27 protein-coding genes are annotated in these 25178 nt (G+C 68.2%); 13 read left to right on the top strand and 14 right to left on the bottom strand.

The features are described from left to right. Positions 1–37: 37 nt before the first annotated feature. Together ACODRV_RS10365 and ACODRV_RS10360 are read right to left on the bottom strand one after the other, a co-directional pair. Positions 38–610, bottom strand: coding sequence for a hypothetical protein (locus ACODRV_RS10365; protein ID WP_488908264.1), 573 nt, complete (start codon positions 608–610; stop codon positions 38–40). 96 nt (positions 611–706) lie between these two features. Further along, positions 707–1117 (bottom strand): CBS domain-containing protein, encoded by a 411-nt coding sequence (locus ACODRV_RS10360; RefSeq protein WP_488908263.1) that lies wholly within the window; start codon positions 1115–1117, stop codon positions 707–709. A gap of 113 nt (positions 1118–1230) precedes the next feature. Here ACODRV_RS10360 and amaB point away from each other — a divergent pair, with 113 nt between their 5' ends. Continuing rightward, positions 1231–2724: an L-piperidine-6-carboxylate dehydrogenase gene (gene amaB / locus ACODRV_RS10355; protein WP_141627632.1), complete on the top strand. Its 1494-nt coding sequence runs from the start codon at positions 1231–1233 to the stop codon at positions 2722–2724. An 89-nt stretch (positions 2725–2813) separates the two neighbouring features. Here amaB and ACODRV_RS10350 read toward each other — a convergent pair whose 3' ends face one another. From ACODRV_RS10350 to ACODRV_RS10330, 5 genes are read right to left on the bottom strand one after another with little or no spacing between them, the layout of a single operon-like run. Beyond that, the gene (locus tag ACODRV_RS10350) at positions 2814–3938 is read right to left on the bottom strand and encodes an HlyD family secretion protein (protein ID WP_141627631.1); all 1125 of its coding nucleotides are present in this window, start codon (positions 3936–3938) and stop codon (positions 2814–2816) included. A gap of 31 nt (positions 3939–3969) precedes the next feature. Next, positions 3970–5661 (bottom strand): MFS transporter, encoded by a 1692-nt coding sequence (locus tag ACODRV_RS10345; RefSeq protein WP_488908262.1) that lies wholly within the window; start codon positions 5659–5661, stop codon positions 3970–3972. Beyond that, positions 5658–6221 carry a TetR/AcrR family transcriptional regulator gene (locus ACODRV_RS10340; RefSeq protein ID WP_488908261.1) on the bottom strand — a complete coding sequence of 188 codons (564 nt, stop codon included), beginning with the start codon at positions 6219–6221 and terminating at the stop codon, positions 5658–5660. Before ACODRV_RS10340 ends, ACODRV_RS10345 begins: the two co-directional genes overlap by 4 nt. 57 nt (positions 6222–6278) lie before the next feature. Next, on the bottom strand, positions 6279–7469 hold the full coding sequence (locus tag ACODRV_RS10335) for a winged helix-turn-helix domain-containing protein (RefSeq protein WP_488908260.1): 1191 nt from the start codon (positions 7467–7469) through the stop codon (positions 6279–6281). Between the two features lie 56 nt (positions 7470–7525). Beyond that, positions 7526–9397 carry a vWA domain-containing protein gene (locus ACODRV_RS10330; RefSeq protein ID WP_488908259.1) on the bottom strand — a complete coding sequence of 624 codons (1872 nt, stop codon included), beginning with the start codon at positions 9395–9397 and terminating at the stop codon, positions 7526–7528. Positions 9398–9544: 147 nt separating this feature from the next. On the opposite strand from ACODRV_RS10330, the gene ACODRV_RS10325 reads away from it, so the two are divergent. Further along, the gene (locus ACODRV_RS10325; RefSeq protein ID WP_488908258.1) at positions 9545–11038 is read left to right on the top strand and encodes a monovalent cation:proton antiporter-2 (CPA2) family protein; all 1494 of its coding nucleotides are present in this window, start codon (positions 9545–9547) and stop codon (positions 11036–11038) included. Positions 11039–11049: 11 nt separating this feature from the next. Further along, positions 11050–11403: a hypothetical protein gene (locus ACODRV_RS10320; protein ID WP_488908257.1), complete on the top strand. Its 354-nt coding sequence runs from the start codon at positions 11050–11052 to the stop codon at positions 11401–11403. 19 nt (positions 11404–11422) lie between these two features. Here ACODRV_RS10320 and ACODRV_RS10315 read toward each other — a convergent pair whose 3' ends face one another. Next, on the bottom strand, positions 11423–11725 hold the full coding sequence (locus tag ACODRV_RS10315) for a UBP-type zinc finger domain-containing protein (protein WP_488908256.1): 303 nt from the start codon (positions 11723–11725) through the stop codon (positions 11423–11425). Between the two features lie 122 nt (positions 11726–11847). Between ACODRV_RS10315 and ACODRV_RS10310 the strand changes: the two genes are divergently transcribed. The 3 genes from ACODRV_RS10310 to ACODRV_RS10300 all read left to right on the top strand — a co-directional run bounded on the left by ACODRV_RS10310 (position 11848) and on the right by ACODRV_RS10300 (position 16293). Further along, the gene (locus tag ACODRV_RS10310; RefSeq protein WP_488908255.1) at positions 11848–14694 is read left to right on the top strand and encodes a M16 family metallopeptidase; all 2847 of its coding nucleotides are present in this window, start codon (positions 11848–11850) and stop codon (positions 14692–14694) included. Positions 14695–14840: 146 nt separating this feature from the next. Beyond that, positions 14841–15866 carry a tRNA dihydrouridine(20/20a) synthase DusA gene (gene dusA, locus ACODRV_RS10305; protein ID WP_141627624.1) on the top strand — a complete coding sequence of 342 codons (1026 nt, stop codon included), beginning with the start codon at positions 14841–14843 and terminating at the stop codon, positions 15864–15866. A gap of 112 nt (positions 15867–15978) precedes the next feature. Beyond that, the gene (locus ACODRV_RS10300) at positions 15979–16293 is read left to right on the top strand and encodes a hypothetical protein (protein WP_488908254.1); all 315 of its coding nucleotides are present in this window, start codon (positions 15979–15981) and stop codon (positions 16291–16293) included. A 29-nt stretch (positions 16294–16322) separates the two neighbouring features. Here the strand turns inward: ACODRV_RS10300 and ACODRV_RS10295 are convergent, their stop codons facing one another. The 5 genes from ACODRV_RS10295 to ACODRV_RS10275 form a co-directional block, all read right to left on the bottom strand. Further along, positions 16323–16610: a GNAT family N-acetyltransferase gene (locus ACODRV_RS10295; protein ID WP_488908253.1), complete on the bottom strand. Its 288-nt coding sequence runs from the start codon at positions 16608–16610 to the stop codon at positions 16323–16325. A 77-nt stretch (positions 16611–16687) separates the two neighbouring features. Continuing rightward, complete coding sequence (locus tag ACODRV_RS10290) at positions 16688–17389, bottom strand: hypothetical protein (RefSeq protein WP_488908252.1); 702 nt, start codon at positions 17387–17389, stop codon at positions 16688–16690. 81 nt (positions 17390–17470) lie between these two features. Beyond that, positions 17471–17866: a dihydroneopterin aldolase gene (gene folB, locus ACODRV_RS10285; protein WP_488908251.1), complete on the bottom strand. Its 396-nt coding sequence runs from the start codon at positions 17864–17866 to the stop codon at positions 17471–17473. Between the two features lie 3 nt (positions 17867–17869). Further along, positions 17870–18628: an SDR family oxidoreductase gene (locus ACODRV_RS10280; RefSeq protein WP_488908250.1), complete on the bottom strand. Its 759-nt coding sequence runs from the start codon at positions 18626–18628 to the stop codon at positions 17870–17872. Beyond that, positions 18621–18752 (bottom strand): hypothetical protein, encoded by a 132-nt coding sequence (locus ACODRV_RS10275; RefSeq protein WP_255431408.1) that lies wholly within the window; start codon positions 18750–18752, stop codon positions 18621–18623. The genes ACODRV_RS10280 and ACODRV_RS10275 overlap by 8 nt, the downstream gene beginning before the upstream one ends. 27 nt (positions 18753–18779) lie before the next feature. Between ACODRV_RS10275 and ACODRV_RS10270 the strand changes: the two genes are divergently transcribed. The 7 genes from ACODRV_RS10270 (at position 18780) to pgsA (ending at position 24354) form a co-directional block, all read left to right on the top strand. Continuing rightward, positions 18780–19253, top strand: coding sequence for an NUDIX domain-containing protein (locus ACODRV_RS10270; RefSeq protein ID WP_488908249.1), 474 nt, complete (start codon positions 18780–18782; stop codon positions 19251–19253). Positions 19254–19309: 56 nt separating this feature from the next. Further along, a complete protein-coding gene (locus ACODRV_RS10265) occupies positions 19310–20197 on the top strand; it encodes an alpha/beta hydrolase (protein WP_488908248.1) in 888 nt (295 codons plus the stop codon). A gap of 6 nt (positions 20198–20203) precedes the next feature. After that, complete coding sequence (locus ACODRV_RS10260) at positions 20204–20686, top strand: DMT family transporter (RefSeq protein WP_240811656.1); 483 nt, start codon at positions 20204–20206, stop codon at positions 20684–20686. 49 nt (positions 20687–20735) lie between these two features. After that, positions 20736–22631 (top strand): excinuclease ABC subunit UvrC, encoded by a 1896-nt coding sequence (gene uvrC / locus ACODRV_RS10255; RefSeq protein WP_141627618.1) that lies wholly within the window; start codon positions 20736–20738, stop codon positions 22629–22631. 30 nt (positions 22632–22661) lie between these two features. Beyond that, positions 22662–22973, top strand: a complete 312-nt coding sequence (locus ACODRV_RS10250; protein ID WP_141627617.1) for a YdeI/OmpD-associated family protein — start codon at positions 22662–22664, stop codon at positions 22971–22973. A gap of 55 nt (positions 22974–23028) precedes the next feature. Continuing rightward, positions 23029–23640 carry a carbonic anhydrase gene (locus tag ACODRV_RS10245; RefSeq protein ID WP_141627616.1) on the top strand — a complete coding sequence of 204 codons (612 nt, stop codon included), beginning with the start codon at positions 23029–23031 and terminating at the stop codon, positions 23638–23640. A 69-nt stretch (positions 23641–23709) separates the two neighbouring features. After that, positions 23710–24354: a CDP-diacylglycerol--glycerol-3-phosphate 3-phosphatidyltransferase gene (gene pgsA, locus ACODRV_RS10240; RefSeq protein WP_488908247.1), complete on the top strand. Its 645-nt coding sequence runs from the start codon at positions 23710–23712 to the stop codon at positions 24352–24354. Positions 24355–24491: 137 nt separating this feature from the next. Here the strand turns inward: pgsA and ACODRV_RS10235 are convergent. Next, on the bottom strand, positions 24492–25178 hold a 687-nt coding region (locus tag ACODRV_RS10235; RefSeq protein WP_488908246.1), incomplete at its 5' end, for a S46 family peptidase.

Genomic DNA, 25178 nt, shown 5'->3' with positions numbered 1-25178 from the left:
TGAGTCACGAGAGTCGCACTCTGCGCCTCTGGGGGACTCAGGCGGCCTGAAAAGTCGCCGGCGTCGTGGTCTCGACGGTCGGCGCCGCGAGGATGTCGGTGATGCTCCTGAGCACCGTCCGGGCCTCCTTGGCGAGGGCGCGCATCTCGGGCGGTGCGTCGTCCGGAGCCTCGTCCACCGACGCCAGCAACTGGGTCGCCAGCGCCATCAGCTTCGGCGCGGCGGCGATCAGACGCGCCTGGAATTCGATCTGGTCGGGATCGCGGTCATACTCGGCGCCCGGCACGCGCCAGCCGCCCCAGTCGGCCTTGTCGGTGACCACGACCGGATAGGTGCCGGGGAAGGGATGGTGGGGGGTGTCCTCCGCGGCCTGCCATTTGTTCCGCGCGCGCATCAGACGCCAGTTCTGGCCCAGATCCGCGGCCGGGTCCTCAGCGGGCAGCAGCAGTTCGTGGCCCAGAAACTCGCGACCGAGGCCCACATCGTAGGTGACGCGCACGGGCTCCTCGAAGCCCTTGGCCCAGACGGGCTGAACCTTCTCGATCTGGGCCCATGCGCCGACGCACTCGACCCAGACCTTCTGGCCCTTCTGGAATTGCGCGCGCGCCATGGTCCGCTCCCGTTATTGCGACAGCGCACCATGGGGCACGGCGATGAACAGGCCGTTTGGCGAAAGGGTGAAGCAGACCTTAACCGCCGCGCCGGATCAGTTGCGCGAGATGTCTTCCAGGGCCTCGCCGGCGTACTTTTCCTTAACCCGCGTCGACAGGTCGCCGAGCGAGACCACGCCCACCAGACGCTTGTTCTTGTCCAGCACCGGCAGGCGACGGATCTGGCGCTGGCTCATGGCGTCCAGAACGGCTTTCAGATCGTCGTCGTCCTGCGCGGTGTAGGGATCACGGGAGATGAACTCCACGACCGGCGCGGTGGTCGGAACCCCGCTGGAGACCGCCCGCACGACGATGTCGCGGTCGGTGATCGTGCCGATCAGGGCGTCGCCGTCGGCCACGGGCATGAAGCCGAAGCCGCCGTCGTGCATACGCCGGGCGACCTCCTGCAGGGTGTCGCCGGGGCGAGCCACCTGCACGTCCTTGCTCATCAGATCGCGAACCTTCATCGGGGTCTCTCCTTGGTCGGGGGGGCGCTAAAGAACCCGCGCGCATGGCGGCGGTTCCGCTTCCGCCCCGGGCGTCACCGGGCTACAGCCGTTCAGGGGCTGGGAGAAGAACGATGACGGCGGCGAACGAGGCGAAGGCCATCCTTAAGCGACTGGGCGTGGACGATGCGGTCTGGACCGGCCATCTGCCGACCCGCTCGCCCATCGACGGATCGACCGCCGGATCGGTCGTCGAGACGCCGCATCTGGATGACGTCGTCGCTCGCTCGGTCGACGCCTTCCGCGCATGGAAGCGTGTCCCGGCCCCGCGCCGTGGAGAGCTGGTCCGCCTGTTCGGCGAGGAGCTGCGGGCGTCGAAAGACGACCTCGCCCGACTGGTGACGCTTGAAGCCGGGAAGATCGTGTCCGAGGGCCTCGGCGAGGTTCAGGAGATGATCGACATCTGCGACTTCGCCGTCGGCCTGTCCCGTCAGCTGTACGGCCTGACGCTGGCCAGCGAACGGCCGGGCCACCACATGCGCGAGACGTATCAGCCGCTGGGCCCGGTGCTGGTCATCTCGGCGTTCAACTTCCCGGTCGCGGTGTGGGCGTGGAACGCCTGTCTGGCGATGGTCTGCGGCGACCCCGTGATCTGGAAGCCATCGGAGAAGACGCCGCTGACGGCGTTGGGTACGCAGGCGGTGTTCGAGCGGGCGCTGGCCCGGTTCGCGGATGCGCCCGACGGTCTGTCACAACTGGTCATCGGCGGGCGCGAGGCAGGCGAAGCGCTGGCCGCCGACGCCCGCATCCCGCTGGTTTCGGCCACCGGTTCGACCCGTATGGGCAAGGCGGTGGCGCAGACGGTAGCGGCGCGTCTGGGCCGCTCGCTGCTGGAACTGGGCGGCAACAACGCCATGGTCGTGACGCCGAGCGCGGACCTCGACATGGCCGTGCGCGCGGTCGCCTTCTCGGCGGTCGGTACGGCGGGCCAGCGCTGCACCACCCTGCGCCGTCTGCTGGTGCATGAAAGCGTGGCCGATGCGCTGATCGCCCGGCTGAAAGCCGCCTACGAGACCCTGCCCATCGGCGATCCGCGCGAGGCCGGGACGCTGGTCGGTCCGCTGATCGACATCCCTGCCGCCGAAGCTTTCGAGGCAGCGCTGGAACAGGCCGTGCAGCAGGGCGGCGAGATCATCACCGGCGGCGGTCGGGTCGGGGCCGGGGGCGTTTACGTCAAGCCCGCCATCGTCCGCATGCCCGCCCAGACGGCGGTGGTCGAGCACGAGACCTTCGCTCCGATCCTCTATGTTCTGAGCTGGACGGACTTTAATCAGGCGGTCGATCTTCAGAACGCCGTGCCGCAGGGCCTGTCCTCCTGTGTCTTCACCGACAGCGTGCGAGAGGCCGAGCAATTCCTGTCGGCCTGGGGCTCGGACTGCGGCATCGCCAACGTCAACATCGGCCCCTCGGGCGCCGAGATCGGCGGGGCCTTCGGCGGCGAGAAGGACACCGGCGGCGGTCGTGAGTCCGGCTCGGATGCGTGGAAGGCCTATATGCGTCGCCAGACCCAGACGGTGAATTTCAGCTCCGCCCTGCCGTTGGCTCAGGGCGTGAAGTTCGACGTCTAGGGCGCAGGTGAGTGGTGACGAGTGAGTGGTGAGTAGCCGGGCGGGAACGGTCGCCCTTCCAATCACTACTCACCACTCACTTTTCACTGTTATCGGCCGGCCCGGGTATCCACCCGCGCCACCACCGACAGGCCGGGGCGCAGACGGTCCAGCCCGTCCTGACCGGGATCAAGCGCGATCCGCACCGGCACCCGCTGCGCCACCTTGGTGAAGTTGCCGGTGGCGTTGTCGGGGCGGATGACGCTGAACTCCGAACCTGTCGCGGGGGCGATCTGTTCGACCTTGCCCGTCAGGGTGCGGCCGCCCAGCGCATCGACCGACAGTTCGACCGGCTGGCCGACACGGATGTCGCGCAGCTGGTTCTCCTTGTAGTTCGCCGTCACCCATATGCGGTCCGGGACCAGCGCCATCAGCTGGGCGCCGACGGCGACCTGCTGGCCCTGCCGCACGGTGATCTCGCCCAGACGACCGTCGCGCGGCGCGAGGATACGCGTGTTGGACAGGTCGATCTCGGCCAGATGCACGGCGGCGCGGGCGTTCTCGACCGCCGCCTCCAGCGAGCCCCTGCTGACGATGGCCGAGGTCACGCCGGTCTCGGCGATGCCGGTGGCGGCCTGCGCCGCCGCCAACTGGGCCTGCGCGGCCTGAAGGGCGGTGCGGGTCACGTCCACCTGCGCCTGCGCGACCCAGCCGCCCTCGAACAGGGTGCGGGCGCGGTTGTGGTCGGCCTGCGCCTTGGCGACGGCGGCGCGGGCGGCGGCGATGTTGGCATTGCTCTGGGCGACGGAGCCGCGGGCCGAGTTCCGGGTCTGGGTCGAGTTGGCCAGCGCGGCCTCTGCCGCGTGAAGTTGGGCCCGCGCCTGCTCCAGACGCTGGCGATAGATGCGGTCATCCACCGTGGCCAGAAGCTGGCCCTGCGTCACCGTCTGGAAGTCCTGCACCTCGACCGATGTGACATAGCCGGTCACCTGCGGGGCGATCACCGTCACCTGCCCACGCACATAGGCATTGTCGGTGTGCTGGACGCCCGAGGTGAACGGCGGCAGTCGCCAAGCCCACAGCACCAGCAGCACCCCGGCCACCGCGATGGCGATCAGCAGGACGCTGATCAGAACGCGCTTCTTCGGCGGTTCGACCGGGGCGGTGGCCGGAGGCGGCGGGGCCGGTTGGGCCGCCGGTTGCGGGGCGGGAGAGGGGGCGGTGGTGTCGGTCATGGGGATAACGGTTCGGGGGGCGTGAAAGGGGTCAGTCGATGGCGGCGGCGGCCGATGCGGCGTCGACGCTCGCGGCCTGTCGCGCGGCGCGACGGGCGGCGATGCGGGGTCTGAAATGATGGAAGGTCACCCACAGGCAGCCGATGGCGGCGAAGACCGCGATCAGCAGGAAGACGTCGTTGTAGGCCAGCACATGGGCCTGCTGGCTGATCTGCTGTTGCAGCAGGACCTGGCCTTCGGCGGTGCGCAGGGCGGGGTCGCCGATCACCCGGGCATAGGCGCCGGACAGTTGCTGCAGACGCTGGGTGACGTCGGGGTCGCCAAGGTTGATCTGTTCCGTCAGCTGGCTGGAGTGGAATTTTTCGCGCACGGTCTGGAGCGTGCCGACCACGGCCGACCCCAGCAGTCCGCCGACGTTCTGGCCGATGCCGAAGATGACGATGAAGCTGACGAAGTTGTGGGCGCCCTTCTGCAGCACCTGCACCACGCCGCTCATCATGGCCGGACCGATGAAGAAGGCGGCGGCGAAAGCCAGCAGGGTCTGGCTGAAATAGAGCTGGGCCGGCCGCGTCAGCACCGTCGCATGCGAGTCGAGATAGGCCCCGACCGCGATCATGGCGAGCGCGATGGCGATAGGCTTGTAGAGCTTGGCCGGGTTCATGGTGAAGGCGCTGGTCAGTGATCCCGCCACGGTGGCGATCAGGATCAGCAGGAACAGGCCGTGCATCTGGTCGGGGCCCAGACCCATCTGGGTCAGCAGGCCGACCGCGCCATAGGTTTGCTCCGACAGCACCACCCGTATGCCGACGATGATCAGCGCCAGTCGGATGATGTCCGGTCCGGCCATCCATTTCAGATTAATCAGCGGGGTCTTGCGATTGTACTCGATCACCACGGCGGTGGTCAGCAGGAGGATCGAGCCGACCAGCGCCCAGCCGACCCACGGGGCTTCGGTCCACCATACGATCCGGCCCAGCCCCAGCACCGCGCACAGCAGGGCGATCCCCGGCGCAAACAGGGCGAAGGTCAGGAAGTCCAGCTTCTCGAACGCCCTGAACCGCTCCGACGGCGGCGCCTTCAGCGCGAACACGGCGGCGAGCGACAACAGGGACAGGCCCAGTTCGAAGACGTGAAAACCGCGCCACTCGGACAGGTCGACCAGATGGTTGGAGAAGATGCGAACGGCGGGCACGGCCAGCGTCGATGCGCCGATAGCCAGCACCAGCCCCTTCAACCGGTGCGCCGCCGGGAAGGCCTGAATGGTGTAGAGGACGCCCAGCGTGGTCAGCGCCGCGGACGCCATGCCCGCGAAGGCCCGGACGATCAGCGTCGATTGGTAGTCCTCGAAGAACAGGGCGCCGAACCCGATCAGGACGTAGGCGATCAGGAAAATCTGGGCGAACAGCCGCAAGCCGTACTGCATGCGGAACTTGACCAGCAGCAGGTTCATGCAGGCGTTCGTCATCACGAACACCACCGGCAGCCACGCGGCCTCGGTTGTGGTGACGCCGAGCGCGCCGGCCAGCTGTTGGGTGTTGGCCGTGACCATGGCCGCGCCGATGCCGCCGGTCGCGGTGACCAGCATGCCGACGGTGAAATAGGCCAGGCGATAGGGGAGGGTGTGATCCGGCGTGGCGGGCGAGCCGGGGAACATCGGCCGCTCGTGCGGCTTCAGTGTCTGGACGTACTCCGCCCAGGGCAGGTTGAAGTTCTGACGGCTCATGCCCCGCCTCCCGCGGGCGCCCTCACCGCGTCCAGCACAAGCTCCAGCGTTCGTCGGGCGATGGCGTTCCGTTCGGCGGGCTTTGCGTTGTGAATGCCGCCGCCCAGCATGGCGGCCAGAACCCGGATGTCGGAGGCTTTCAGATCAGGGCGAACGATCCCTGCGGTCTGCGACAGCTTGAGCGAAGGCATGGCCGCCCTGACCATGGCCTGACGCAGGGGTGCCAGAATGTCCGGGGATGGCGAGGCCCGCACCACCCCGCCCAGCGCCGTGTTGCGCACCAGTCGTCCGGACAGGTCGGTCAGGAAGTCGAGGAAGGCGTCGGTTTCGGTCGGCCGCGAGAACAGCTCGCCCAGTTCGGCCACGTCATCCAGCAGCACCGCCAAGGCGATCTCGGTCCGGCCGGGGAAGTTCCGGTAAAGGGTCGCCCGCCCGACGCCCGCCCGTTCGGCGATGCGATCCAGCGGGGCGTCGATGCCTTCCTCGGCGAACACCGCGCGGGCGGCGCCCAGCAACGCGGCGCGTCGATCCGCGGCGTCTTTTCTGAGGGGACGTTCCATGATCGCGGCTAAGTGGACACTGGTGTCCACTTAATCAAGGGCGCGCCTCCCCTTTTCTCAGAGCGCGCTCTCCAGGGCCTCCGCCAGATCGCCCTTGCCGACGACCTTCACGCGGTCCAGCCCCAGCCAGCCGGCCATCAACTTCAGTTCAGTCGCAAGGCGCATGGGGGTGTCAGGGGTGGTGTCCGGCTCGCGCCAGGCGGCCTGCACCAGCAGCACCCCGGCCTTGCGGTCGGACTTCAGATCGACCCGCGCGGTGATCGCCTCGTCCTCAAGGAAAGGCAGGACATAGTACCCGTGCTCGCGCTTGTGGGCGGGGGTGTATATCTCCAGCCGCACCCGCACGCCGAACAGCCGCTCGGTGCGGTCGCGCGCCCAGATCAGGTTGTCGAACGGCGACAGCAGGGCCTGTCCCGTCACCTTGCGCGGCGTCCTGGCGTCGGGGGCCAGATACGCGATCTGCCGCCAGCCCTTGACCTGCACCGGGGTCAATTCGCCCGCCTCGACCAGTTCGGCGATCCGGGCCTTCGTCTCGGCCACCGGCATTCGGAACCAGTCGCGCAGGTCCGCTTCGGTCGCCACCCCCAGCGCCCGCGCCGCGATACGCACCAGCTCGCGCTGGGCGTCCGCCTCGTCCGGCGTTGGCAGGTCGATGATGCGAGCGGGCAGGGCGCGTTCGGTCAAATCATAGACCCGCTCGAAGCCATTGCGGGTCTTGGTCGTGATCATCCCGGCCCAGAACAACCACTCCAGCGCCCGCTTGCCGTCCGACCACTCCCACCAGCCCGGTTGTCCGCGTGGGCCGCTCGCGAAGTCGCCGCCGGTGACCGGCCCGCGCCGTTGGATCTCGGCCAGCACCCCGTCGATATAGTCCCGTCGCTCGCGTCCGAAGCGGGCGATGCCGGTCCACATCGCGCCCTCCTGCGCCCGCTGCATCCGCCAGCGGAACAGGGGCTGAAGCTCCATCGGCATCAGCGAGGCCTCATGGCCCCAGTACTCGAACAGGCTGCGCTTCGGCCCCCAGGCCTCGGCCTCCAGCGCCTCGCGCGGATAGTGTCCGAGGCGTGAGAAGCCGGGCAGGTAGTGGGTGCGCGTCACCACATTGACGCTGTCGATCTGCACCACGCCCAGCTTGCGGACGAGATCGCGGACATGGCTCCGCCCCGGCGAACCGGGACGAAGCCGTCCGAAACCTTGCGCGGCCAGGGCGATGCGGCGGGCGGTCCTGAGGCTGATCGTTTCGGTCACGCAGGCAGCCTACCGGAACTCTCCCGCCACGCCATGTCAGTGGTGGCGGGAAACGGCTACGGCGCCGCCTGCCCGGTCGGCAGACCCTGCGCGGCGCGGACCAGTTGCACGAACTCGGCCCGGCCGCCCCAGGGGTCCTGCCCACGCGCGCCTTGCGCCTGTTCCACGATCTCGTTCCAGCCATATTGGGCGGGCATCCACGGGTCGCCGCGCAGGCGCTGGCCGAAGGCCGCGACCGCGATGGCCCAGCGGGTGCTCTCCGGCGGCTGGGCCGAGGCGGCCGATCGCCCGCGGTTCGACACCACCTGCTGGATCAGGCGCGAACGATCCTGTCCGGGCAGTTTGTAGCGCACCTGTACGAAGCCGAGCTCACCCGATGCATCACCGCCGCCGACACCGACCCGGTTCTGGTCGTAGCGGCGCTCGGGGATCTGGCTCGGGCCTCCGACCGGGGTGATTTCATACAGGGCCGTGACCGAGGCGCCGGACCCGACCTCGCCCGCATCCACGCGGTCATTATTGAAGTCGGCCTCGTTCAGCAGGCGGGTCTCGTAGCCGATCAGGCGGTACTCGGCGACGCGGGCGGGGTTGAACTCGACCTGGATCTTCACATCGTCGGCGATGGGGAAGGCGCCCCGGTCAAACATCGGCCCGAACAGGCGGCGCGCCTCGTTCAGACCATCGACGTAGGCCGCCGTGCCGTTCCCGGCCTGTGCGATGGTCTGCATCCGTTCGTCCTGGTAGTTGCCCCGGCCGAAGCCGTAGACGGACAGGTAGATGCCGGTCTCGCGCCTGGCGGCGACGTAGTCCTCAAGACGCTGGTTGTTCGTCTGGCCGACGTTGAAGTCGCCGTCCGTGAACATCAGGATGCGGTTGACCTTGTCCCGGGCGAAACTGACCTGGGCCTGATCGTAGGCGTTGGTCATGCCGGTCGCCCCGGCGGTGCCGCCCGAGGCGTAAAGGCTGGCGACCGCGCAGCGCAGTTTCAGCTTCTGGTCGCCCGGCGTCGGGGCCAGGGTCGTACCGGCGCCTTCGGCGTAGTAGGTGACGGCGACGCGGTCCTGCGGACGCAGCCGGTCGATGATCAGGTTCATCGACTTTTGCGCCAGATCCAGCTTGTCCTGACTGCCCATCGAGCCGGAGACGTCCACCAGGAAGGTCAGGTTCAGCGGCCGACGCTCGGCGTCGGGCAACTCATAACCCTGTAGCCCGACATGCACGATCTGACGCCCCGGCGACCAGGGCGAGGCAGCGACCACCGTCGTGACCGCGAACGGCTCCCGCGCCGAGCGGGGACGGGCGTAGCCATAGTCGAAATAATTGACCAGCTCCTCGACCCGGACCGCATCGGCGGGCGGCGTGCGGCCTTCGTTGATGAAGCGGCGGGTGTTCGAATAGCTGGCGGTGTCCACGTCGATGGAGAAGGTCGAGACCGGCTGGTCAGCGACCCGGTGGACCGGATTGGGGCGTGCGTCGGGATAGCGCTCGGTGTCGGCATGGACAGCGGGCGGCGGCGCGCCCGCAACGACCGAGTTTGAGGCGGCCGGCACAGTGGCCAGATAGTCGACGACGGTGCTCTGGCCCGTCGTCATCAGTTCCTCTCTGGTGACGGTTATCAAGGGCGTGGGCGACGTGGTCGGATCGCGCTGCACACGCGCTCCGGTGACGACGACTTCATCGATCTGGGTGGCCTCCGCGGCGGGGGGAGGGGGCGTCGGCGCCGGGCGCACCTGCAGACGAGGCGGCGCGGCCACCGGTCTGTCCGGCGTTCGCAGCGTAATGCCGACCTCGGCGCAGGCGGCGGCGGACACCTCGCCGTCCCGGGCGAGATTTCGTTGCGGGGCGTTGATCGGCGCGGGTGCGGCGCCGATGGTCATCAGGGCGCTCATCGCCACGACGACGGCGGACTTCAACGGACGGTCGGTCATTGCGTCTCTCCCCTTGCTGGTTCGCTCATCTGGCCAGTGAAGGTCAGGCCAAACTGTGGCGCGCGATCCTGACGAAGCCTGACGTTACGGGGGTGGCGATTCAGGCCGCCAACCCCCACTATGGGCATTCGCGAAAGGGGATGACGCATGGCCGAGGCTGGCGGACTTGAGCTTGGGCATGTTGCGGCCCTGCTGGCGGCGGGCGTGGTCGCCGTGCCGCTGTTCCGACGCCTGCAACTGGGTTCCGTGCTGGGCTATCTGGCGGCCGGTCTGGCCATCGGCCCGTTCGGCGTCGGGCTGTTCAAGGAACCGGAGACGATCCTGCACGTCGCCGAGTTCGGGGTGGTCATCTTCCTGTTCATCATCGGACTGGAGATGCGGCCAACCCGATTGTGGAGTCTGCGCAAGGACATCTTCGGCCTGGGCGCCGCCCAGGTGCTGGGCACCGGGCTGCTGCTGACCCTGACCGGCATGGCCGCCGGCTATTCCGCGCCCGTGTCCTTCATCGTCGCCATGGGCTTCGTGCTCAGCTCGACCGCCGTCATCATGCAGATGCTGGACGAGCGGGGCCAGATGGGCTCGCCGCAGGGCAGTCGCGCCATCTCCATCCTGCTGCTGGAAGACCTCGCCATCGTGCCGCTGCTGGCGATCGTGGCGGTGATGGCTTCGGTCATGGGACTGGCCGGTGAAGGCGGGCCGCCGCTGTGGCGCACCCTTCTGCTCGCCGTCGGAGCCATCGCCATCGTGCTGTTCGCGGGCAAGTTCCTGATGAACCCGGTGTTCCGCATCCTCGCTCGCTACGGTGGCCGCGAGGTCATGACGGCGGCGGCTCTGCTGGTCGTGGTCGGCGCCGCCTGGCTGATGGACCTCGGCGGCCTGTCGATGGCCATGGGCGCCTTTCTGGCGGGGGTGCTGCTGTCGGAATCCACCTTCCGCCATCAACTGGAAGCGGATGTGGAGCCCTTCCGCGCGATCCTTCTGGGCCTGTTCTTCCTCAGCGTCGGCATGTCGCTGGACCTCGCGGTGGTGCTGGCAGAGTGGCAGGTGGTCATCGGTGGCGTGATCGCCTTCATGGCGGTGAAGGCCGTCGCCATCTACGGCGTCGCCCGCATCTTCAAGGCCAGCGAGCGCGAGGCGGTCGAGCGCGCCGTCCTGTTCGCCCAAGGCGGGGAGTTCGCCTTCGTCCTGTACGGCGCGGCGCTGGCGACCGGCGTGTTCGACGGGCGTATCGCCGCCATCGCCAGCGCGGTGGTCATCCTGTCGATGATGCTGACCCCGATCACCACCATCCTCGTCAGCCGCTTCATGCCCGCCGAGACCCTGAATCCGGAAGAGGCGGACGGCGTCGACAAGGCGAAGAACCTGCGGGAGCGCGTGCTGATCATCGGCTTCGGCCGCTTCGCCCAGGTCGTGTCCCAGCCCCTGCTGGCGCGCGACGTGGACGTGTCGATCATCGACATGGACGTGGAGATGATCCAGGCCGCCGGGAATTTCGGCTTCAAGGTCTACTATGGCGACGGCACCCGGCTGGACGTGCTGCGGGCGTCAGGGGCGGAAAAGGCCGAGACCATTCTGGTCTGTGTCGACAAGCAGGAAGACGCCGACAAGATCGTGGAACTGGTAAGGCGGAGTTCCCGCTGACCAAGCTGTTCGTGCGGGCCTATGACCGCGGCCACGCCATCCGTCTGGTCCAGGCCGGGGTGGAGTATCAGCTGCGCGAGACCTTCGAGAGCGCCCTGGTGTTCGGTTATCAGGTGCTGATTGATCTCGGCTTCACCCACGAACAGGCCGGGGAGACCATCGAGGATGTCCGGCGTCGTGACGAGGAGCGGCTGTCGATCCAGATGGTCGAGGGCATCACAGGCGGGCGTTCACTGATGCGCGGCAACATCCGCACCACCAAGCCCGAACCCTACATCAAGCCGCATCGCGAAGGTCAGGCCCTCAACGAGGAAGCCGCCGAGGCGCTGGAGGAAGAAGACGAGCGCGAGAAGACCGGCGCCTGATCGCGCCGGTTACGGGACGTCAGAAGAATTTCGGGATCGGCCCCAGCTGCGGCGTCTGGTCGGGCAGATCGACGAACGCTTCATCGACATAGCACCAGCCCCAACCCTCCGGCGGGTCATAGCCCTCGATGATCGGGTGCTGGGTGGCCCGGTGGTGGGCGCTGGCGTGGCGGCTGGGACTGTCATCGCAACAGCCGACGTGGCCGCAGGTCCTGCACAGGCGCAGATGCACCCACCAGCCGCCCGTCTTCAGGCATTCCTCGCAGCCCTTCGACCCCGGCCTGACCCGGTTGATGGTGTTGAGATGACCGCAACCCGCCATGGCGCCTCTCCCGTCCAAGGCCAATGTTCGCGATATGTCGTCGCGTCTGCAAGGTGTCTGGATTGTGTCTGGGGAGGTTGTCGTTAAGGTCCGGCAGCTTTTGCTTACCGAGGATCCTGTAGATGAAGTTCCGCGCCGTATCGCTTGCCGCCCTTATCGCCGTCGCATCGCCGACGATCGCCTTCGCCCAGCACGCAGGACATGCCGGACATGCGGGCCACGCGGCCGCGGCCGCCCAGCCCGCCCGGTCGCAGGCGGCCCCCGTGTCGCAGCTGGTGTCCGAGGTGAACATTCCCTGGAAGCGCTTCCAGCTGGACAACGGTCTGACCGTGATCGTGCACGAGGACCGCAAGGCGCCGGTGGTGGCGATTTCGGTCTGGTACAATGTCGGCTCGAAGGACGAGCCCGCCGGATCGACCGGTTTCGCCCACCTGTTCGAACACCTGATGTTCGGCGGTTCGGAGAACGCTCCGGGCAGCTACCTCGGCCGCATGCGCAACCTCGGGCCGTCGAACCTGAACGGCACGACCTGGTTCGACCGCACCAACTATTTCCAGACCGTCCCGACCCCGGCGCTGGAACAGGCCCTGTTCCTTGAAAGCGACCGCATGGGCTATCTGCTCGGCGAGGTCGGACAGGACGTGCTCGATCTGCAGCGCGGCGTGGTCCAGAACGAGAAGCGTCAGGGCGACAACCAGCCCTACGGCATGTTCGAGTACGCACAGCTGGAAGCTCTCTTCCCGGAAGGCCACCCCTACCGTCACTCGACCATCGGTTCGATGGCCGACCTCGACGCCGCCAGCCTTGAAACGGTGCGGAACTGGTTCCGCGATAACTATGGTCCGAACAACGCCATCGTCGTCCTGTCGGGCGACATTGACGAGACGACCGCTCGCACCCTGATGAACCGCTATTTCGGTCCGATCCCGCGCGGTCCGGTGAACACCCCGGCGGAGGCTGACGTCCCGACCCTCGCCGCCCCGATCGTGGCGACGATGCATGACCGCGTCGCCAACACCCGTCTGACCCGCAGTTGGGCCGTTCCGGGGCTGCTGAGCGATGACGCCGTGCCGCTGGCCGTCGCCGCCCAGGTGCTCGGCGGGCTGGCCTCCTCGCGCCTCGACACCCAGCTGGTGCGTGACGAACAAACTGCCGTGTCGGTCTCCTCGTCGCTCTCGGACTTCCACCGTGTCGGCATTTTCGACATTTCGGTTGACGTCAAGCCGGGGCAGGACGCCGCCGAGGTGGGCCGTCGTCTGGACGCCATCGTCACCGACTTCATCGCCAACGGCCCGACCGAGGAAGAAGTCTCGCGCGTCGCCACCCAGTATGTTTCGCGCCGTATCCAGAGCCTCGAGCAGGTCAACGGCAAGGCCAACGTGCTGGCGGAGGGCCAGCTGTATGCGGGCGATCCCGACCACTACAAGAAGGAACTGGCCGAATACGCCTCGGTCACCCCGGCCCAGGTCACGGCCGCCATGCAGCGCTGGCTGACGCGCCCGGTCTTCGACATGACCATCGCGCCGGGCGAGCGTGAAGCCTACACCGAGGCCGCCGCCAGCCCGCCGGGCGCCGCTCCGGCCCCGGCCGCTGAAATCGAACGCGTCGCCCGCATGCCTATGCCGGAAGTCGGTCAGGTGCCGGACCTGAGCTTCCCGGCCGTGGAACGCACCCGGCTGTCGAACGGCATCGAGGTGGTCTACGCCCAGGTCGACACCGTTCCGGTGACCCGTGTCGCGGTCGAGTTCAATGCCGGCTTCGCCGCCGACCGCGCAGACCAACTGGGCGCCCAAGCCATGATGCTGGACCTGCTGGACGAGGGCACCACGACCCGGGACGCCAACCAGCTGGCTGAAGAGGAGGAACGCCTCGGCGCCTCGATCAACGTCGGCGCCTCGATGGACCGCACCTCGGCCGACCTTTCGACGGTGACGGCCAACCTGACGCCGGCCTTGGCCCTGCTGTCGGACGTCGTGCGCAACCCGGCGTTCGCTCCGTCGGAAGTCGAGCGTATCCGCGCCACCCGTCTTTCGGGTCTGGCCAGCGAACGCACCAACCCCGGCGCTATCGCCGCGCGCGCCCTGCCGCCGCTGATCTACGGCCCGAACAGCCCCTATGGCCGTTCGTTCACGGGGTCTGGGGACGAAGCGAGCCTGACCGCCCTGACCCGCGCCGATCTGGTCGCGACGCACGACGCCTGGGTGCGCCCGGACAATGCGACGATCTTCGTCGTCTCGGATCTGCCGCTGGCCGAGGTCACGCCGCAGCTGGAAGCCGCCTTCGGCGACTGGCGCGCCCCCTCGACGCCGAAGGGGACCAAGGACTTCTCGGCCCCGATCCCCGCGCCGCGCAACCGTATCGTCCTGATCGACCGTCCGCAGTCGCCCCAGTCGCTGATCTACGGCGGCGCGGTCCTGCCGGTGTCTGGCACCGATGACCTGCTGGCGCTGAACGCGGCGAACGTGACGCTGGGTTCGGACTTCCTGTCGCGGATCAACTCGGACCTGCGTGAGACCAAGGGCTGGTCCTACGGCGTGCGGGGCGGCATCAACGCGCTCGAACACCGCGTGCCCTACATCGTGAATGCGCCGGTCCAAGCCAACCGCACCGGTGACTCCGTCGCGGCCCTGATCGCCCAGTACGACCGCTTCCTGGAAACCGACGGCGTTTCGCCGACAGAGCTGGAGCGGACCATCAACGGCAACACCCGGTCGCTGGCGGGCGGCTTCGAGACCTCGGGCCAGATCCTCGGCGCCCTGCGTTCGAACGCCCTGTACGGCCGCCCGGACGACTATCAGTCGACCCTCGCCAGCCGCACGCGGGCCCTGACCGCCGCCCAGATGGATGCCGCCGCCCGCCGCGACATCCATCCGGACCAATTCGTCTGGGTCGTCGTCGGCGACGCCTCGGTGGTGCGCCCGCAACTGGAGGCCTTGGGCCTGCCGATCGAGGAACAGTCGATCCGCTAAAGTCGGACCGGGACCCGGCCGGGTGCGCTGCATCCGGTCGGGGCTTCGGCTCCGCCGCGCCTTTCGGGGCGAACATCGCGTTTCGGGACGGTCTCGCCTATATAGCGCGCTCCTGACCTCCCGCCTGAACGCTCAAACCCCACACCATGTCGAAGATCCTCGACCGTAGGCTGTCCGTGGCCCCGATGATGGACTGGACCGACCGGCACTGCCGGGCGTTCCACCGCGCGCTGTCGAGCCGCGCCCTGCTGTACACCGAGATGGTCACGGCTCCGGCGGTGCTGAACGGCGACCGCGACAAGCTGCTGGGCTTCGCCGATGTCGAGCATCCGGTGGCGCTTCAGATCGGTGGCTCGAACCCCGCCCAGTTGGCCGAGGCCGCCCGCATCGGCGAGCAGTACGGTTATGACGAGATCAATCTCAACGTCGGCTGCCCCTCGGACCGGGTCCAGTCCGGCAAGTTCGGCGCCTGCCTGATGCGTGAGCCGGAGCTGGTCGCTGACTGTATGGCGGCCATCAAAAGCGCCGTCTCGGTCCCGGCCACCGTCAAATGCCGCATCGGAGTCGATGATCAGGACTCCGAGGTCAGCCTGTTCGCCACCGTCGACGCCAGCGCAGCCGTGGGCATCGACACCTTCATCGTCCATGCCCGCAAGGCCTGGCTGAAGGGGCTGTCGCCCAAGGAGAACCGGGACGTACCGCCGCTCGACTACGCGCTGGTGCGTCGTCTGAAGCGCGAGCGTCCGCATCTGTCGATCAGCATCAACGGCGGCATCGCCAATCTCGACGAGGCCGAGGCGCACATGGCCGCCGATGACGGTATCCAACTGGACGGCGTCATGCTGGGGCGGGCCGCCTATCACGAGCCCGCGCTGCTGGGGCAGGCCGACCGCCGCATGTTCGGTGTCACGACCCCGGACGTGGACGCGTATGAGGCGCTGGAACGCTATCGTCCCTATCTGGTCGCCCGGCTGGAGGAGGGGGTGCATCTGGCGCACATGACCCGGCATGTACTGGGCGTCATGCACGGCCGCGCCGGCGCCCGCGCCTTCCGCCGTATCCTGACGGTTGAAAGCGTGAAGCCGGGCGCGGGGATTGACGTCGTGGACCGGGCTGTCGAGGCGGTTCGTGAAGCCGAGGCCCGCTTCGAGGCCCGCGAAGACGCGGCCTGACCGGAACTCACCTGAGGCGAGAAAGTCACGGCCCCGCTTTTGTGAAGCCGGGCTCGGTCAACACGGGAACCTCGCGGACTCAGCCCGCATTGGTTGGTCAGGAGAGACCGCCATGCCCAAGCGCACCCCGCCTGCCCAGCCCGATCTGCGCCTCGTCCAGGCCGAAGCCGAGGTCTATGATCTCATGCGCCGGCCCGAAAGCACCGCGGATCGCGTGAAGCGGCTTCAGCTTGAGGCGAAGGCGCTGGCCGTCGAGCAGGTCGAGGCGCTGGAGGTGGTCCTGATGCAGGCCGCCGCCATGGCCAAGGAGATCGCGGAAGGCGGAGACGCCTATCCGGTCGGCGCGCGCGAGATCGCCGGGCGTCTGGCCTCGGACCTGCCGTCGAAGTCCGAGACCCTGAAAGCCATCGTCAGCCGGGTGATCTGACGCCGCCGCCGCGCGCCGGCCGGCGAGGCCTACGCCAGCAGGTCGTCGTACTCCGGATGGCGTCGGTGCCACAGCATCGCATAGCTGCATCGCGGCTGGAGCTTCAGGCCCTCGTTCCGCGCGTGAGCGGCCAGTGACTGCATGAACCGGCCCGCCGCGCCGCCGCCGCGCAGGACGGGATCGGCCTCCACATGCAGGATCACGCGCGTATCGCCCTGAACCGCATAGTCGGCGAAGACGAGCCGCACCTGTCCTTCGGTGTCGGTGAAGTCCTGTTCGAAACGTTGCTCGGCGGGGACATCGCGGAAGGTGGTCATGGGACACTCCTGACCGGTCTTTGCCGGCCGTCACGGCTGCAATCCGCTGATCGGCTTCGCGTTCCCGAAGTCTGGCCTCAGATCCACCAGCCGCGCGGGCGGGTGACGGGCTTGCCGGCCTTGAGGGTCCAGACGCCGACGGCGCCGCGCAGCACCACCCACAGCGCCGCGAGGAACAGCAGGGGCACGCCGAGGCCGAACGGCGCGGCCAGCAGGATCACCCCCGCCATGACCGCGATGGCGGCGGCCCACAGGGTGCGCTGCTGGAAGATGAAGTGCGAGCGTGACAGGTCGTCTTCCGGCCCCGGGCGGCCGGTGACGGCCAGCAGGGCGATCATCGCCGACACCCCGACCGTCGGTACGGCCAGCAGGATCAGCGCATAAACCGAGTACAGGCCCGTGCCGCCGCCGGGGGGATCGCGGACCTCTTCCCGATCCTTCGAACGGCCGGTGAAGCCTGGCGAGGGTTCAAAGATCGAATCGGCGGAGGCCGGACGCGACTTCGGCTTCGGCGCCGCCTCGGGCGCGGGCGGCGGGATCACGGGTTCGGGCGTCTCGATCACCGGGCGCGGCGGGGCCGGGTCGAACAGGTCCGGCTCACGCTCAGGCTTGATGGCGGTGACAGGCGCCGGTTCGGGGTCCGGCGTGGGTTCGGGTTCCGGCTCCGGCCCGGGCTCCGGCGCGACCTCGCGGGCGCGGCCCTGCAGCGAGGCCGCGGAAGAGAAACCGACATGATCGTCATGATCATCAGGGTGTTGCGGATCGCCCGGTTCGGCCATCGGAGGTCCTTCAAGTCCACCGTCAGGTATGACGGCCCCGTTCGCGCGGCGCAACCTGTGGCGTCCTGATCGACCCGGCGTCTAGCGGGCCAGAACCAGCTCGCAGCCCGGAACCGCTTCGCCTCCAAGGGCGCCCGGCTTTTCGATCCGCACGGCGCAGCGGCGCACGCGCGCGTCCTCAAGCATGGCCAGCGCCAGCCGTTCGGCAAAGGTCTCGACCAGTCCGATGTGCCCTGCCGCCACGATGGCGCGGGCGGCCTCGGCGACGGTCTCGTAGTTGATCGTGTCGCCCAGTCGTTCGATCGGCGCGGGCGCCATCTCGAGCGTCACGTCGATCACCAGTCGCTGCAGGCGGCCCTGTTCGTGATCATAGACGCCGATGCCTGCGGCGACTTCGAGCCCGCGGACGAAGACGGTCAGGCCCTCGCGCACCGGAGCGCCGGAAACAGGGAAGGGAAGTGGGGACGGGGCTGCCACGGGCTACTCCACGATGTCCGGGGTTTGCCAGGCCAGATGCTGGCCCCCGTCGACGGCGATCATCTGGCCCGTCACGAGATCGGCTTCAATCAGCCAACGCACGGCGGCGGCCACGGCCTCAGGACTTCCAGCCTTCTGTAGGGGCACGGCGGCGGCCTCGGCGGCGAAGTCTTCGGGGCTCTGATGGATGGAGGGCAGGGTCGGCCCGGGACCGACGCCGTTCACCCGGATGCGCGGCGCGAGGGCCTGCGCCATCGTCCGCGTCGCCCACCACAGGCCATTGCGCGACAGGGCGTAGGAGAAGAAGCGGGGATCGGGCTTCAGAACCCGCTGATCCAGCAGATTGACGATGCTGCCGCCGTCGGGCGCCTGGGCCGCGAAGGCCTCGGACAGGACGATAGGCGCCCGCAGATTGGTCTCGATGTGGGCGTCCCAGATATCGCGCTCCAGCGCACCGACCCGGTCATCTTCGAACACCGAGGCGTTGTTCACCAGCACGGTCAGCGGGCCGAGGGCCTCGACGGCGGCGGGGACGATCCCGCACACTTCGGTTTCGATGGACAGGTCGCCCTGCACGGTGGCCGCCCGGCGGCCCAGAGCGCGCACCTCATCGGCCACGGCCTGCGCCGCGTCTTTCGATCCGCGATAATGGATCACAACGTCGAAGCCGGCGCGCGCCAGCTCCAGACAGATCGCCTTGCCGATCCGCTTGCCGCCGCCGGTGACCAGCGCGGCGCCGCGATCGGCGGCGGGCTTAGTCAACCCGGCCAAACTCGATGAAGTTGATGACGCCGAGAACGACGACGAAGCCGAGGATGATGTAGAGGGCCAGCATGGAAAGCTCCTTGATGCGACCGGCAATAAAGGCACCGGCCCTGCTGTTCAAGAACGCATCAGGGCCTATCGTCGTCGCATGACGACATGGCGCGCGCGTATCGAGCCCTTCACCCGGTCCCTGTTTTTCGCCTTTGCGCGGGCGACCCGGGGCATGACGCTGGGCGTTCGGGGCGTGGCGGTGGACGGCGAGGGGCGGGTGCTGCTGGTCAAGCACACCTATGTCCACGGCTGGTGGCTGCCCGGCGGCGGGGTGGAGCGCGGACAGACGGCCGAGGACGCCCTGATCCGGGAAATGCGCGAGGAGGCCGGTCTGATCGTCGAGGGGCGGCCTGTTCTGGTCAGTGTTCATTCGAACGAGCGTTATTTCCGGGGCGACCATGTGTTGGTCTACCGGATGGACCGGTTCACGATGACGGAGCGCTCCAGCCATGGGGAGATCGCCGAGATCGGCTGGTTCGATCCGGCCGCCCTGCCCGAGGACGCGCATCGTTCGACGCGAGCGCGATTGGCGGAGGTGTTCGGCGAGGCTGAGGCGACGCCGCACTGGTAGCGACGGAACCGGCCAAGCTTGGCGTTGGAGACTCCGGGGGCTTCAGGAGACACACCATGCGTGAACTGCATCGCCGCACCGCCCTGATGATCGGGCTCGCCGCCGCCTTCGCCGCCGGAACGGCCGCCGCACAGGACCGTCCGCGTCGGGGGGATCGTCGCCGCCGTCGGGCCGATCGCGCCGTCGAGAGCGGCCGGTCCAATGCCCCGCACACCTCGATCTCGACCGGCTCCGATCCGAAGCAGGCCTATGATCTCTACGCCGGAGCCGGGACGGGACCGGTGCTCGCCTATATTCACGGCGGCGGCTGGTCGATGGGCGATAAGGCCATGGTGCACAGCCTGCCGGAGTACGCCCAAAGGCACGGGCTGATCCTCGCCTCCATCGGCTATCGGCTGGTGCCCCAGGTCACGCCGCGTGAGCAGGCGCAGGACGTCGCCGCCGCCGTCGCGGCGCTGAAGCGGACCCATCCGGGCCGCCCGCTCTTCCTGATGGGCCATTCCGCCGGAGCCCACCTGGCGGCGTTGGTCGGGGCCGATCCGACCTATCTGGCCGGTGTGGGGCTTCAGCCGTCCGATCTGGCGGGGGTGATTCTGCTGGACGGCGCGGGCTATGACGCCACCGGGGACCGTGGAAACGGGCTCGCCGGACGCCTCCTGGGCAATCTCTATTCGGAAGCCTTCGGCGACAACGCCGCGGCCTTGTCGCCGACCCTGCTTGTCCGGGCGGGCGTGCGCTATCCGCCCTATCTGATCTTCTACATCTCCAGCCGTGATGACGCCCGGGGCCAGAGCGAGGCGCTGGCCGCCGCCCTGACTCGCGCGGGCGGTCAGGCGCAGGTCATCGTCGCTCCGGACGACAGCCACCGCGACATCAATGTCGAGTTCGGTCAGGCAGGCGACGCGGAGGGAGAACGCGCCGTCCGGTTCATTCTCGGTCGCTGAGACCCGGTGCGCGCCGTCGACAAGGGTGATAGCCATGGCGGCATGAACCCGATGCTGCTGTCCATGATCGCTGTCGTCTTCGCCGGCGGCGCCACCGCGCTTCAGGCGCCGACCAATGCGAAGTTGATGACCGCCGTCGGCTCGCCGGTGAACGCGGCCTTCGTCTCCTTCGCGGTCGGCACGGCGGCGCTGGGCATCATCGCCATGATCCTGCAGGCCAAGCCGGACCTGACCGCCGCGCGCGCCCTGCCCTGGTACGCATGGATCGGCGGTCTGTACGGCGCCATCTTCGTGGTCGCCGCCGCCTGGGGCGTACCGCGTCTGGGCGTCGCCCTGACCATCACCCTGATGGTGGCGGGGCAACTTCTGATCGGCCTGATCCTCGACCATTTCGGCGCCTTCGGCACGCCGCAGAACCCGATCAGTCTCGGCCGCATGGCCGGCGTGGCGCTGGTCATCGCGGGCGTCGTGATGGTTCGTCGGTTCTGATCGACTGCTGACGCTTCGCGGCGGCGCGGGGACGCCTATATTGCGCCCGATGACCGAGGAGATGCCCGCCACCGATTCGCCCTTGCAGGCCGCCGACCTGATCAGGGATGAGGCGCGCCGCGCGCCCGACAAGCCGGGCGTCTATCGCATGTACGGCGAAGACGGGGCCTGCCTGTATGTGGGCAAGGCGCGGTCGATCAAGAAGCGCATCCTTCAGTATGCGCAGGGGCGGTTCCATACCCAGCGCATCGGCCTGATGGTCTCGTTGACCCGCTCGATGGAGCTGGTGGTCACGGCGTCCGAGACCGAGGCCCTGCTGCTGGAATCCAACTTCATCAAGAAACTGAAGCCCCGCTTCAACGTGGTGCTGCGCGACGACAAGTCCTTCGCCGAACTGATGATCCGTCGCGATCACCGGGCGCCGCAGGTTCGAAAGCACCGCGGGGCGCACACGATCAAGGGCGACTATTTCGGCCCCTTCGCCTCGACCTGGGCGGTGAACCGGACCCTGACGACCCTGCAGAAGGCCTTCCTGCTGCGGTCCTGTTCGGACAGCGTCTACGAGACCCGGACGCGACCCTGCATGCTGCACCAGATCAAGCGCTGCTCGGCGCCCTGCACGGGGTTGATCTCGCTGGAGGACTATGAAGGTCTGGTCGATGAGGCCGAGGCCTTCCTGCGCGGCAAGTCGCGCGCGGTGATCGGGCGGCTGTCCGCCGAGATGCAGGCGGCTTCGGACGATCTGGATTTCGAACAGGCCGCCCGTGTCCGTGACCGCATCCGCGCCCTGTCGGCCATTTCGATGGAGAATTCGGTCAGCGCCGAGGGCGTGGCCGAGGCGGATGTCTTCGCCCTGTACTCCGATGGCGGTCAGGCCTGTGTGCAGGTCTTCTTCTATCGGGGCGGCCAGAACTGGGGCGGCCGCGCCTACTTCCCCCGCGTGGACCGGACCGATACCGATCCGGAAATCCTGGCCGCCTTCCTGGGCCAGTTCTACGAGGACAAGCCGGTGCCCCGGCAGATCCTGTCCAATGTGATCCCGCATGAGAAGGAACTTCTGGAAGAGGCCTTCTCCATGAAGGCCAAGCTGGATGACGGCCGCCGGGTCGTCAGCATCGAAAAGCCCGCTCGGGGCGACCGCAAGGCCTTGGTCGATCACGCCCTGACCAACGCGCGCGAGGCGCTGGGCCGCAAGCTGGCCGAGAACTCCGCCCAGTCGAAAATCCTTGATGAGCTGTGCGAGGCCTTCGGTCTGGAGAGCCGTCCGGAGCGGATCGAAATCTACGATAACGCCCACATCCAGGGGACCAACGCCGTCGGCGGCATGGTGGTCGCGGGACCCGAGGGCTTCCTCAAGAACCAGTACCGCAAGTTCAACATCCGGGGCGACGAACTGACCCCCGGCGACGACTACGGCATGATGCGCGAGGTCATGCGCCGTCGCTTCAGTCGTCTGGTGAAGGATGAGGACGAGGGCGAGGAGGTCGACCGTCCCGACCTTCTGCTGATCGACGGCGGCGCCGGGCAACTGGCCGAGGTGCAGGCGGTGCTTGCCGATCTGGGGCTGGACGACATTGTGGCCGTGGGCGTGGCCAAGGGACCGGACCGCGACGCGGGCAAGGAGCATTTCTTTATTCCAGGCAAACCGCCCTTCATGCTGCCGCTGAAGTCGCCGGTTCTCTATTACGTCCAGCGTCTGCGCGATGAGGCGCACCGGTTCGCCAACGGCGCCCACGCCAAGCGGCGTTCGATGGACATCAAGAAGAACCCGCTGGACGAGATCGAAGGGGTCGGTCCGGGTCGGAAGAAGGCCTTGCTGCACGCCTTCGGCTCCGCCAAGGGCGTCGGTCGCGCCTCGGTCGCCGATCTGGTCAAGGTCGATGGTGTAAGTCAGGCGTTGGCCGAACGAATTTACGGGTTTTTCCGCCCGGGCGCCGGGGGGTAGGATAGGGCGTCGAGCGGGAAGGGCGTTTGCATGAGCGAGTTCGCGGAGGGCACGGTCCATGTCGCGGGCGAAGACATGAGGACCGCCCTGCAGACCGATCCGGAGGTGCTGGCGTTGTGGCAGGGGCTGACGCCGCTGGGCCGCAACGAGTTCATCTGCTGGGTCGAGGACGCCAAACAGCCCGCCACGCGTCAGCGGCGCATCGTCCGAACAGCCGAGGAACTGCGGGAGGGCAAGAAACGGCCCTGTTGCTGGGTCGGCTGCATCCACCGCACCGACAAGGCGCCCAGCCCGTGGCAGCAGGCGGTCCTGATCGACGGGCAAGGGCGCAGGGGGCGCTGACGGGGTCGAACGTCACCCTCTCCCCCAAGCGCAGCGGATCGCCTATACCGCCCCCATGACCGACCAGATCGCCGCCGGCTATCGCCGCTTCCGCAAAGACCACTGGCCCGAGGCCCGCGCCGAATATGAAGCGCTCGCCAAGGGGCAGAAGCCGCATACCCTGATCGTCGCCTGTTCCGACAGCCGCGCCGATCCGGCCCTGATCTTCGACGCCGCGCCGGGCGAGCTGTTCGTGGTGCGCAACGTCGCCAATCTGGTTCCGCCGTATGAGCCCGACGGTCATCTGCATGGGGTGTCGGCGGCGCTGGAGTTCGGCGTGAAGGTGCTGAACGTCTCGCGCATCGTGGTCATGGGCCACGCCTCGTGCGGCGGGGTGAACGCCATGATCCACGGCGCGCCGGACAATGTGCAGGACTTCGTCGCCCCTTGGGTCGCGCAGGGCGCGCCTGTCGTGCGCCGGGTCTGCGAGGAAGTGTCCGAGAACGAGCAGGGGCAGGCGGCGGAAGAGGCGGTGGTTCGCCTGTCGCTGGATAACCTGCGCACCTTCCCGTGGATCGCCGAACGCGAGGCCGCGGGCCAGATCAAGCTGATCGGCCTGCATTTCGGCATAGCCGACGGCGTCCTTCGCGCGTTGAAGGGACCGGGCCGCTTCGAACCCCTGACCTAGCGGCTCTCTGACGCCTCGCCTCGCCTCGCGAAGCATGGCACACCGGACGTCCCCTTTCGGAAGGCTGCGATGACCCCCACCCACCACGCCAATCCCATCCCCAACATCCTGACCGGCCTGCGCCTGCTGGCGGGCGTGGTGATGTTCCTGATGCTGGCGGGCGCGGCGCCCGGTTTCATGGACGGCTTCCTGTCGCCCGAACAGCAACTCAGCTTCGGAGTCTGGGCGTTCTGGATCTTCGCCGTCGCGGCCTCGACCGACTGGGTCGACGGCTTCCTGGCACGCCGTTGGCACGCCACCACCCGTTGGGGCGCCATTCTCGACCCTATCGCCGACAAGGTTCTGATCACCGGCGCCATTCTGGGCGTGTTGGCCTCGGGCTCCTTGCCGGGCATTGCCATTCCCTGTGGCCTGATCCTGTTCCGTGAGTTCGCCGTGTCGGCCCTGCGCGAGACCGTCGCGGGCAAGGTCAAGCTGCCGGTCACCCTGCTGGCCAAGTGGAAGACCACCCTGCAGATGCTGGCGCTGGGGGCCCTGCAACTGACCCTGCTGTGGGATGCCTTCGGTTTGACCAACCCGGACGGCACGACCCCGGAATGGCAGGGCCATTTCGAGACCTTCGCCGTCACGCTGACCTGGCTCGCCGCGATCATCACCCTGTGGACCGGCTGGCAGTATTTCTCGAAGGCCCAGCAAAAGATGAGCCAGCTCTAGGGAGTTGCGAGTGGCGAGTGTCCCGCAACAGCCATCGAGCAGACAATGAAAAGCCCCGCCCGGATCGCCGAGCGGGGCTTCTTTCTGTCTGGACGGCGAAGCAGGTCGCCCACTAGCCAACAGCCACCGAGCCCTCTTCAGCGGACCCCGAGTTCCTCCACCAGCCACTGCATGCCGTAGACATCGCGCAGGGCCGTGGTCACCGCGCCGGTGGTCACGATGACCGAGCGGTTGACATTGCGATCATAGCCGTAGGCGTTGCGCTGGGTCAGGACGGTGGAGTCGAAGTTCGCCCCCACGATCTCGCCCGCCGCCGTCACGACAGGGCTGCCCGACGAGCCGCCGATGGTGTCGGAGGACACGGCCATGTTGAGCACGGTCGATCCGTCGATCCGGTCGCGCGCGGCCAGCAGCTTCGGCGCCACGTCGAACGGAGCGGCGCCGGTCGCGCGGTCCCACAGGCCGTCGAAGGTGGTGAAGGCGCCGAACCGCTGTCCCGGAACGTCTGTCCCCTCGATCTGGCCGTAGGTCAGGCGCAGGGTGCCGGTGGCGTCCGGATAGACGGTGTCGCCATAGGTCTCGAAGCGCAGGGCGGCGAGGCGTTCCGAGGCGCGGTCGGTCGGGGCCTGCACCTGCTCTTCCCAAGCGGCGCGAACCGCGCGGGTCGGCTCCTGGATGCGCAGCAGGTACTGGATCAGCGGATCATCCGAAGCCTCGATGGCCGCCAGCCCGCCTTCCCACAGCGCGCGACGCACCGCCGGGTCGGCCAGCGTCGTGCCCTCGATCAGACGGGCCGAAAGGCCTTCGGGCGATTCCTGACCCAG

The sequence above is a fragment of the Brevundimonas sp. FG8 genome (assembly GCF_057808845.1).
The sequence above is the reverse complement of the archived record's forward strand: the minus strand, read 5'-3'. Positions and strand labels throughout refer to the sequence as shown.

Excerpts from the sequence above, each read along its gene's own strand:
- ACODRV_RS10340 (WP_488908261.1), bottom strand. The coding sequence starts at position 6,221 with ATGGAACGTCCCCTCAGAAAAGACGCCGCGGATCGACGCGCCGCGTTG.
- ACODRV_RS10315 (WP_488908256.1), bottom strand. The coding sequence starts at position 11,725 with ATGGCGGGTTGCGGTCATCTCAACACCATCAACCGGGTCAGGCCGGGG.
- ACODRV_RS10360 (WP_488908263.1), bottom strand. The coding sequence starts at position 1,117 with ATGAAGGTTCGCGATCTGATGAGCAAGGACGTGCAGGTGGCTCGCCCC.
- dusA (WP_141627624.1), top strand. The coding sequence starts at position 14,841 with ATGTCGAAGATCCTCGACCGTAGGCTGTCCGTGGCCCCGATGATGGAC.
- ACODRV_RS10265 (WP_488908248.1), top strand. The coding sequence starts at position 19,310 with ATGCGTGAACTGCATCGCCGCACCGCCCTGATGATCGGGCTCGCCGCC.
- ACODRV_RS10300 (WP_488908254.1), top strand. The coding sequence starts at position 15,979 with ATGCCCAAGCGCACCCCGCCTGCCCAGCCCGATCTGCGCCTCGTCCAG.
- ACODRV_RS10345 (WP_488908262.1), bottom strand. The coding sequence starts at position 5,661 with ATGAGCCGTCAGAACTTCAACCTGCCCTGGGCGGAGTACGTCCAGACA.
- ACODRV_RS10350 (WP_141627631.1), bottom strand. The coding sequence starts at position 3,938 with ATGACCGACACCACCGCCCCCTCTCCCGCCCCGCAACCGGCGGCCCAA.
- amaB (WP_141627632.1), top strand. The coding sequence starts at position 1,231 with ATGACGGCGGCGAACGAGGCGAAGGCCATCCTTAAGCGACTGGGCGTG.
- ACODRV_RS10270 (WP_488908249.1), top strand. The coding sequence starts at position 18,780 with ATGACGACATGGCGCGCGCGTATCGAGCCCTTCACCCGGTCCCTGTTT.
- ACODRV_RS10325 (WP_488908258.1), top strand. The coding sequence starts at position 9,545 with ATGGCCGAGGCTGGCGGACTTGAGCTTGGGCATGTTGCGGCCCTGCTG.
- ACODRV_RS10295 (WP_488908253.1), bottom strand. The coding sequence starts at position 16,610 with ATGACCACCTTCCGCGATGTCCCCGCCGAGCAACGTTTCGAACAGGAC.
- ACODRV_RS10290 (WP_488908252.1), bottom strand. The coding sequence starts at position 17,389 with ATGGCCGAACCGGGCGATCCGCAACACCCTGATGATCATGACGATCAT.
- ACODRV_RS10365 (WP_488908264.1), bottom strand. The coding sequence starts at position 610 with ATGGCGCGCGCGCAATTCCAGAAGGGCCAGAAGGTCTGGGTCGAGTGC.
- ACODRV_RS10245 (WP_141627616.1), top strand. The coding sequence starts at position 23,029 with ATGACCGACCAGATCGCCGCCGGCTATCGCCGCTTCCGCAAAGACCAC.
- pgsA (WP_488908247.1), top strand. The coding sequence starts at position 23,710 with ATGACCCCCACCCACCACGCCAATCCCATCCCCAACATCCTGACCGGC.
- ACODRV_RS10310 (WP_488908255.1), top strand. The coding sequence starts at position 11,848 with ATGAAGTTCCGCGCCGTATCGCTTGCCGCCCTTATCGCCGTCGCATCG.
- uvrC (WP_141627618.1), top strand. The coding sequence starts at position 20,736 with ATGACCGAGGAGATGCCCGCCACCGATTCGCCCTTGCAGGCCGCCGAC.
- ACODRV_RS10330 (WP_488908259.1), bottom strand. The coding sequence starts at position 9,397 with ATGACCGACCGTCCGTTGAAGTCCGCCGTCGTCGTGGCGATGAGCGCC.
- ACODRV_RS10250 (WP_141627617.1), top strand. The coding sequence starts at position 22,662 with ATGAGCGAGTTCGCGGAGGGCACGGTCCATGTCGCGGGCGAAGACATG.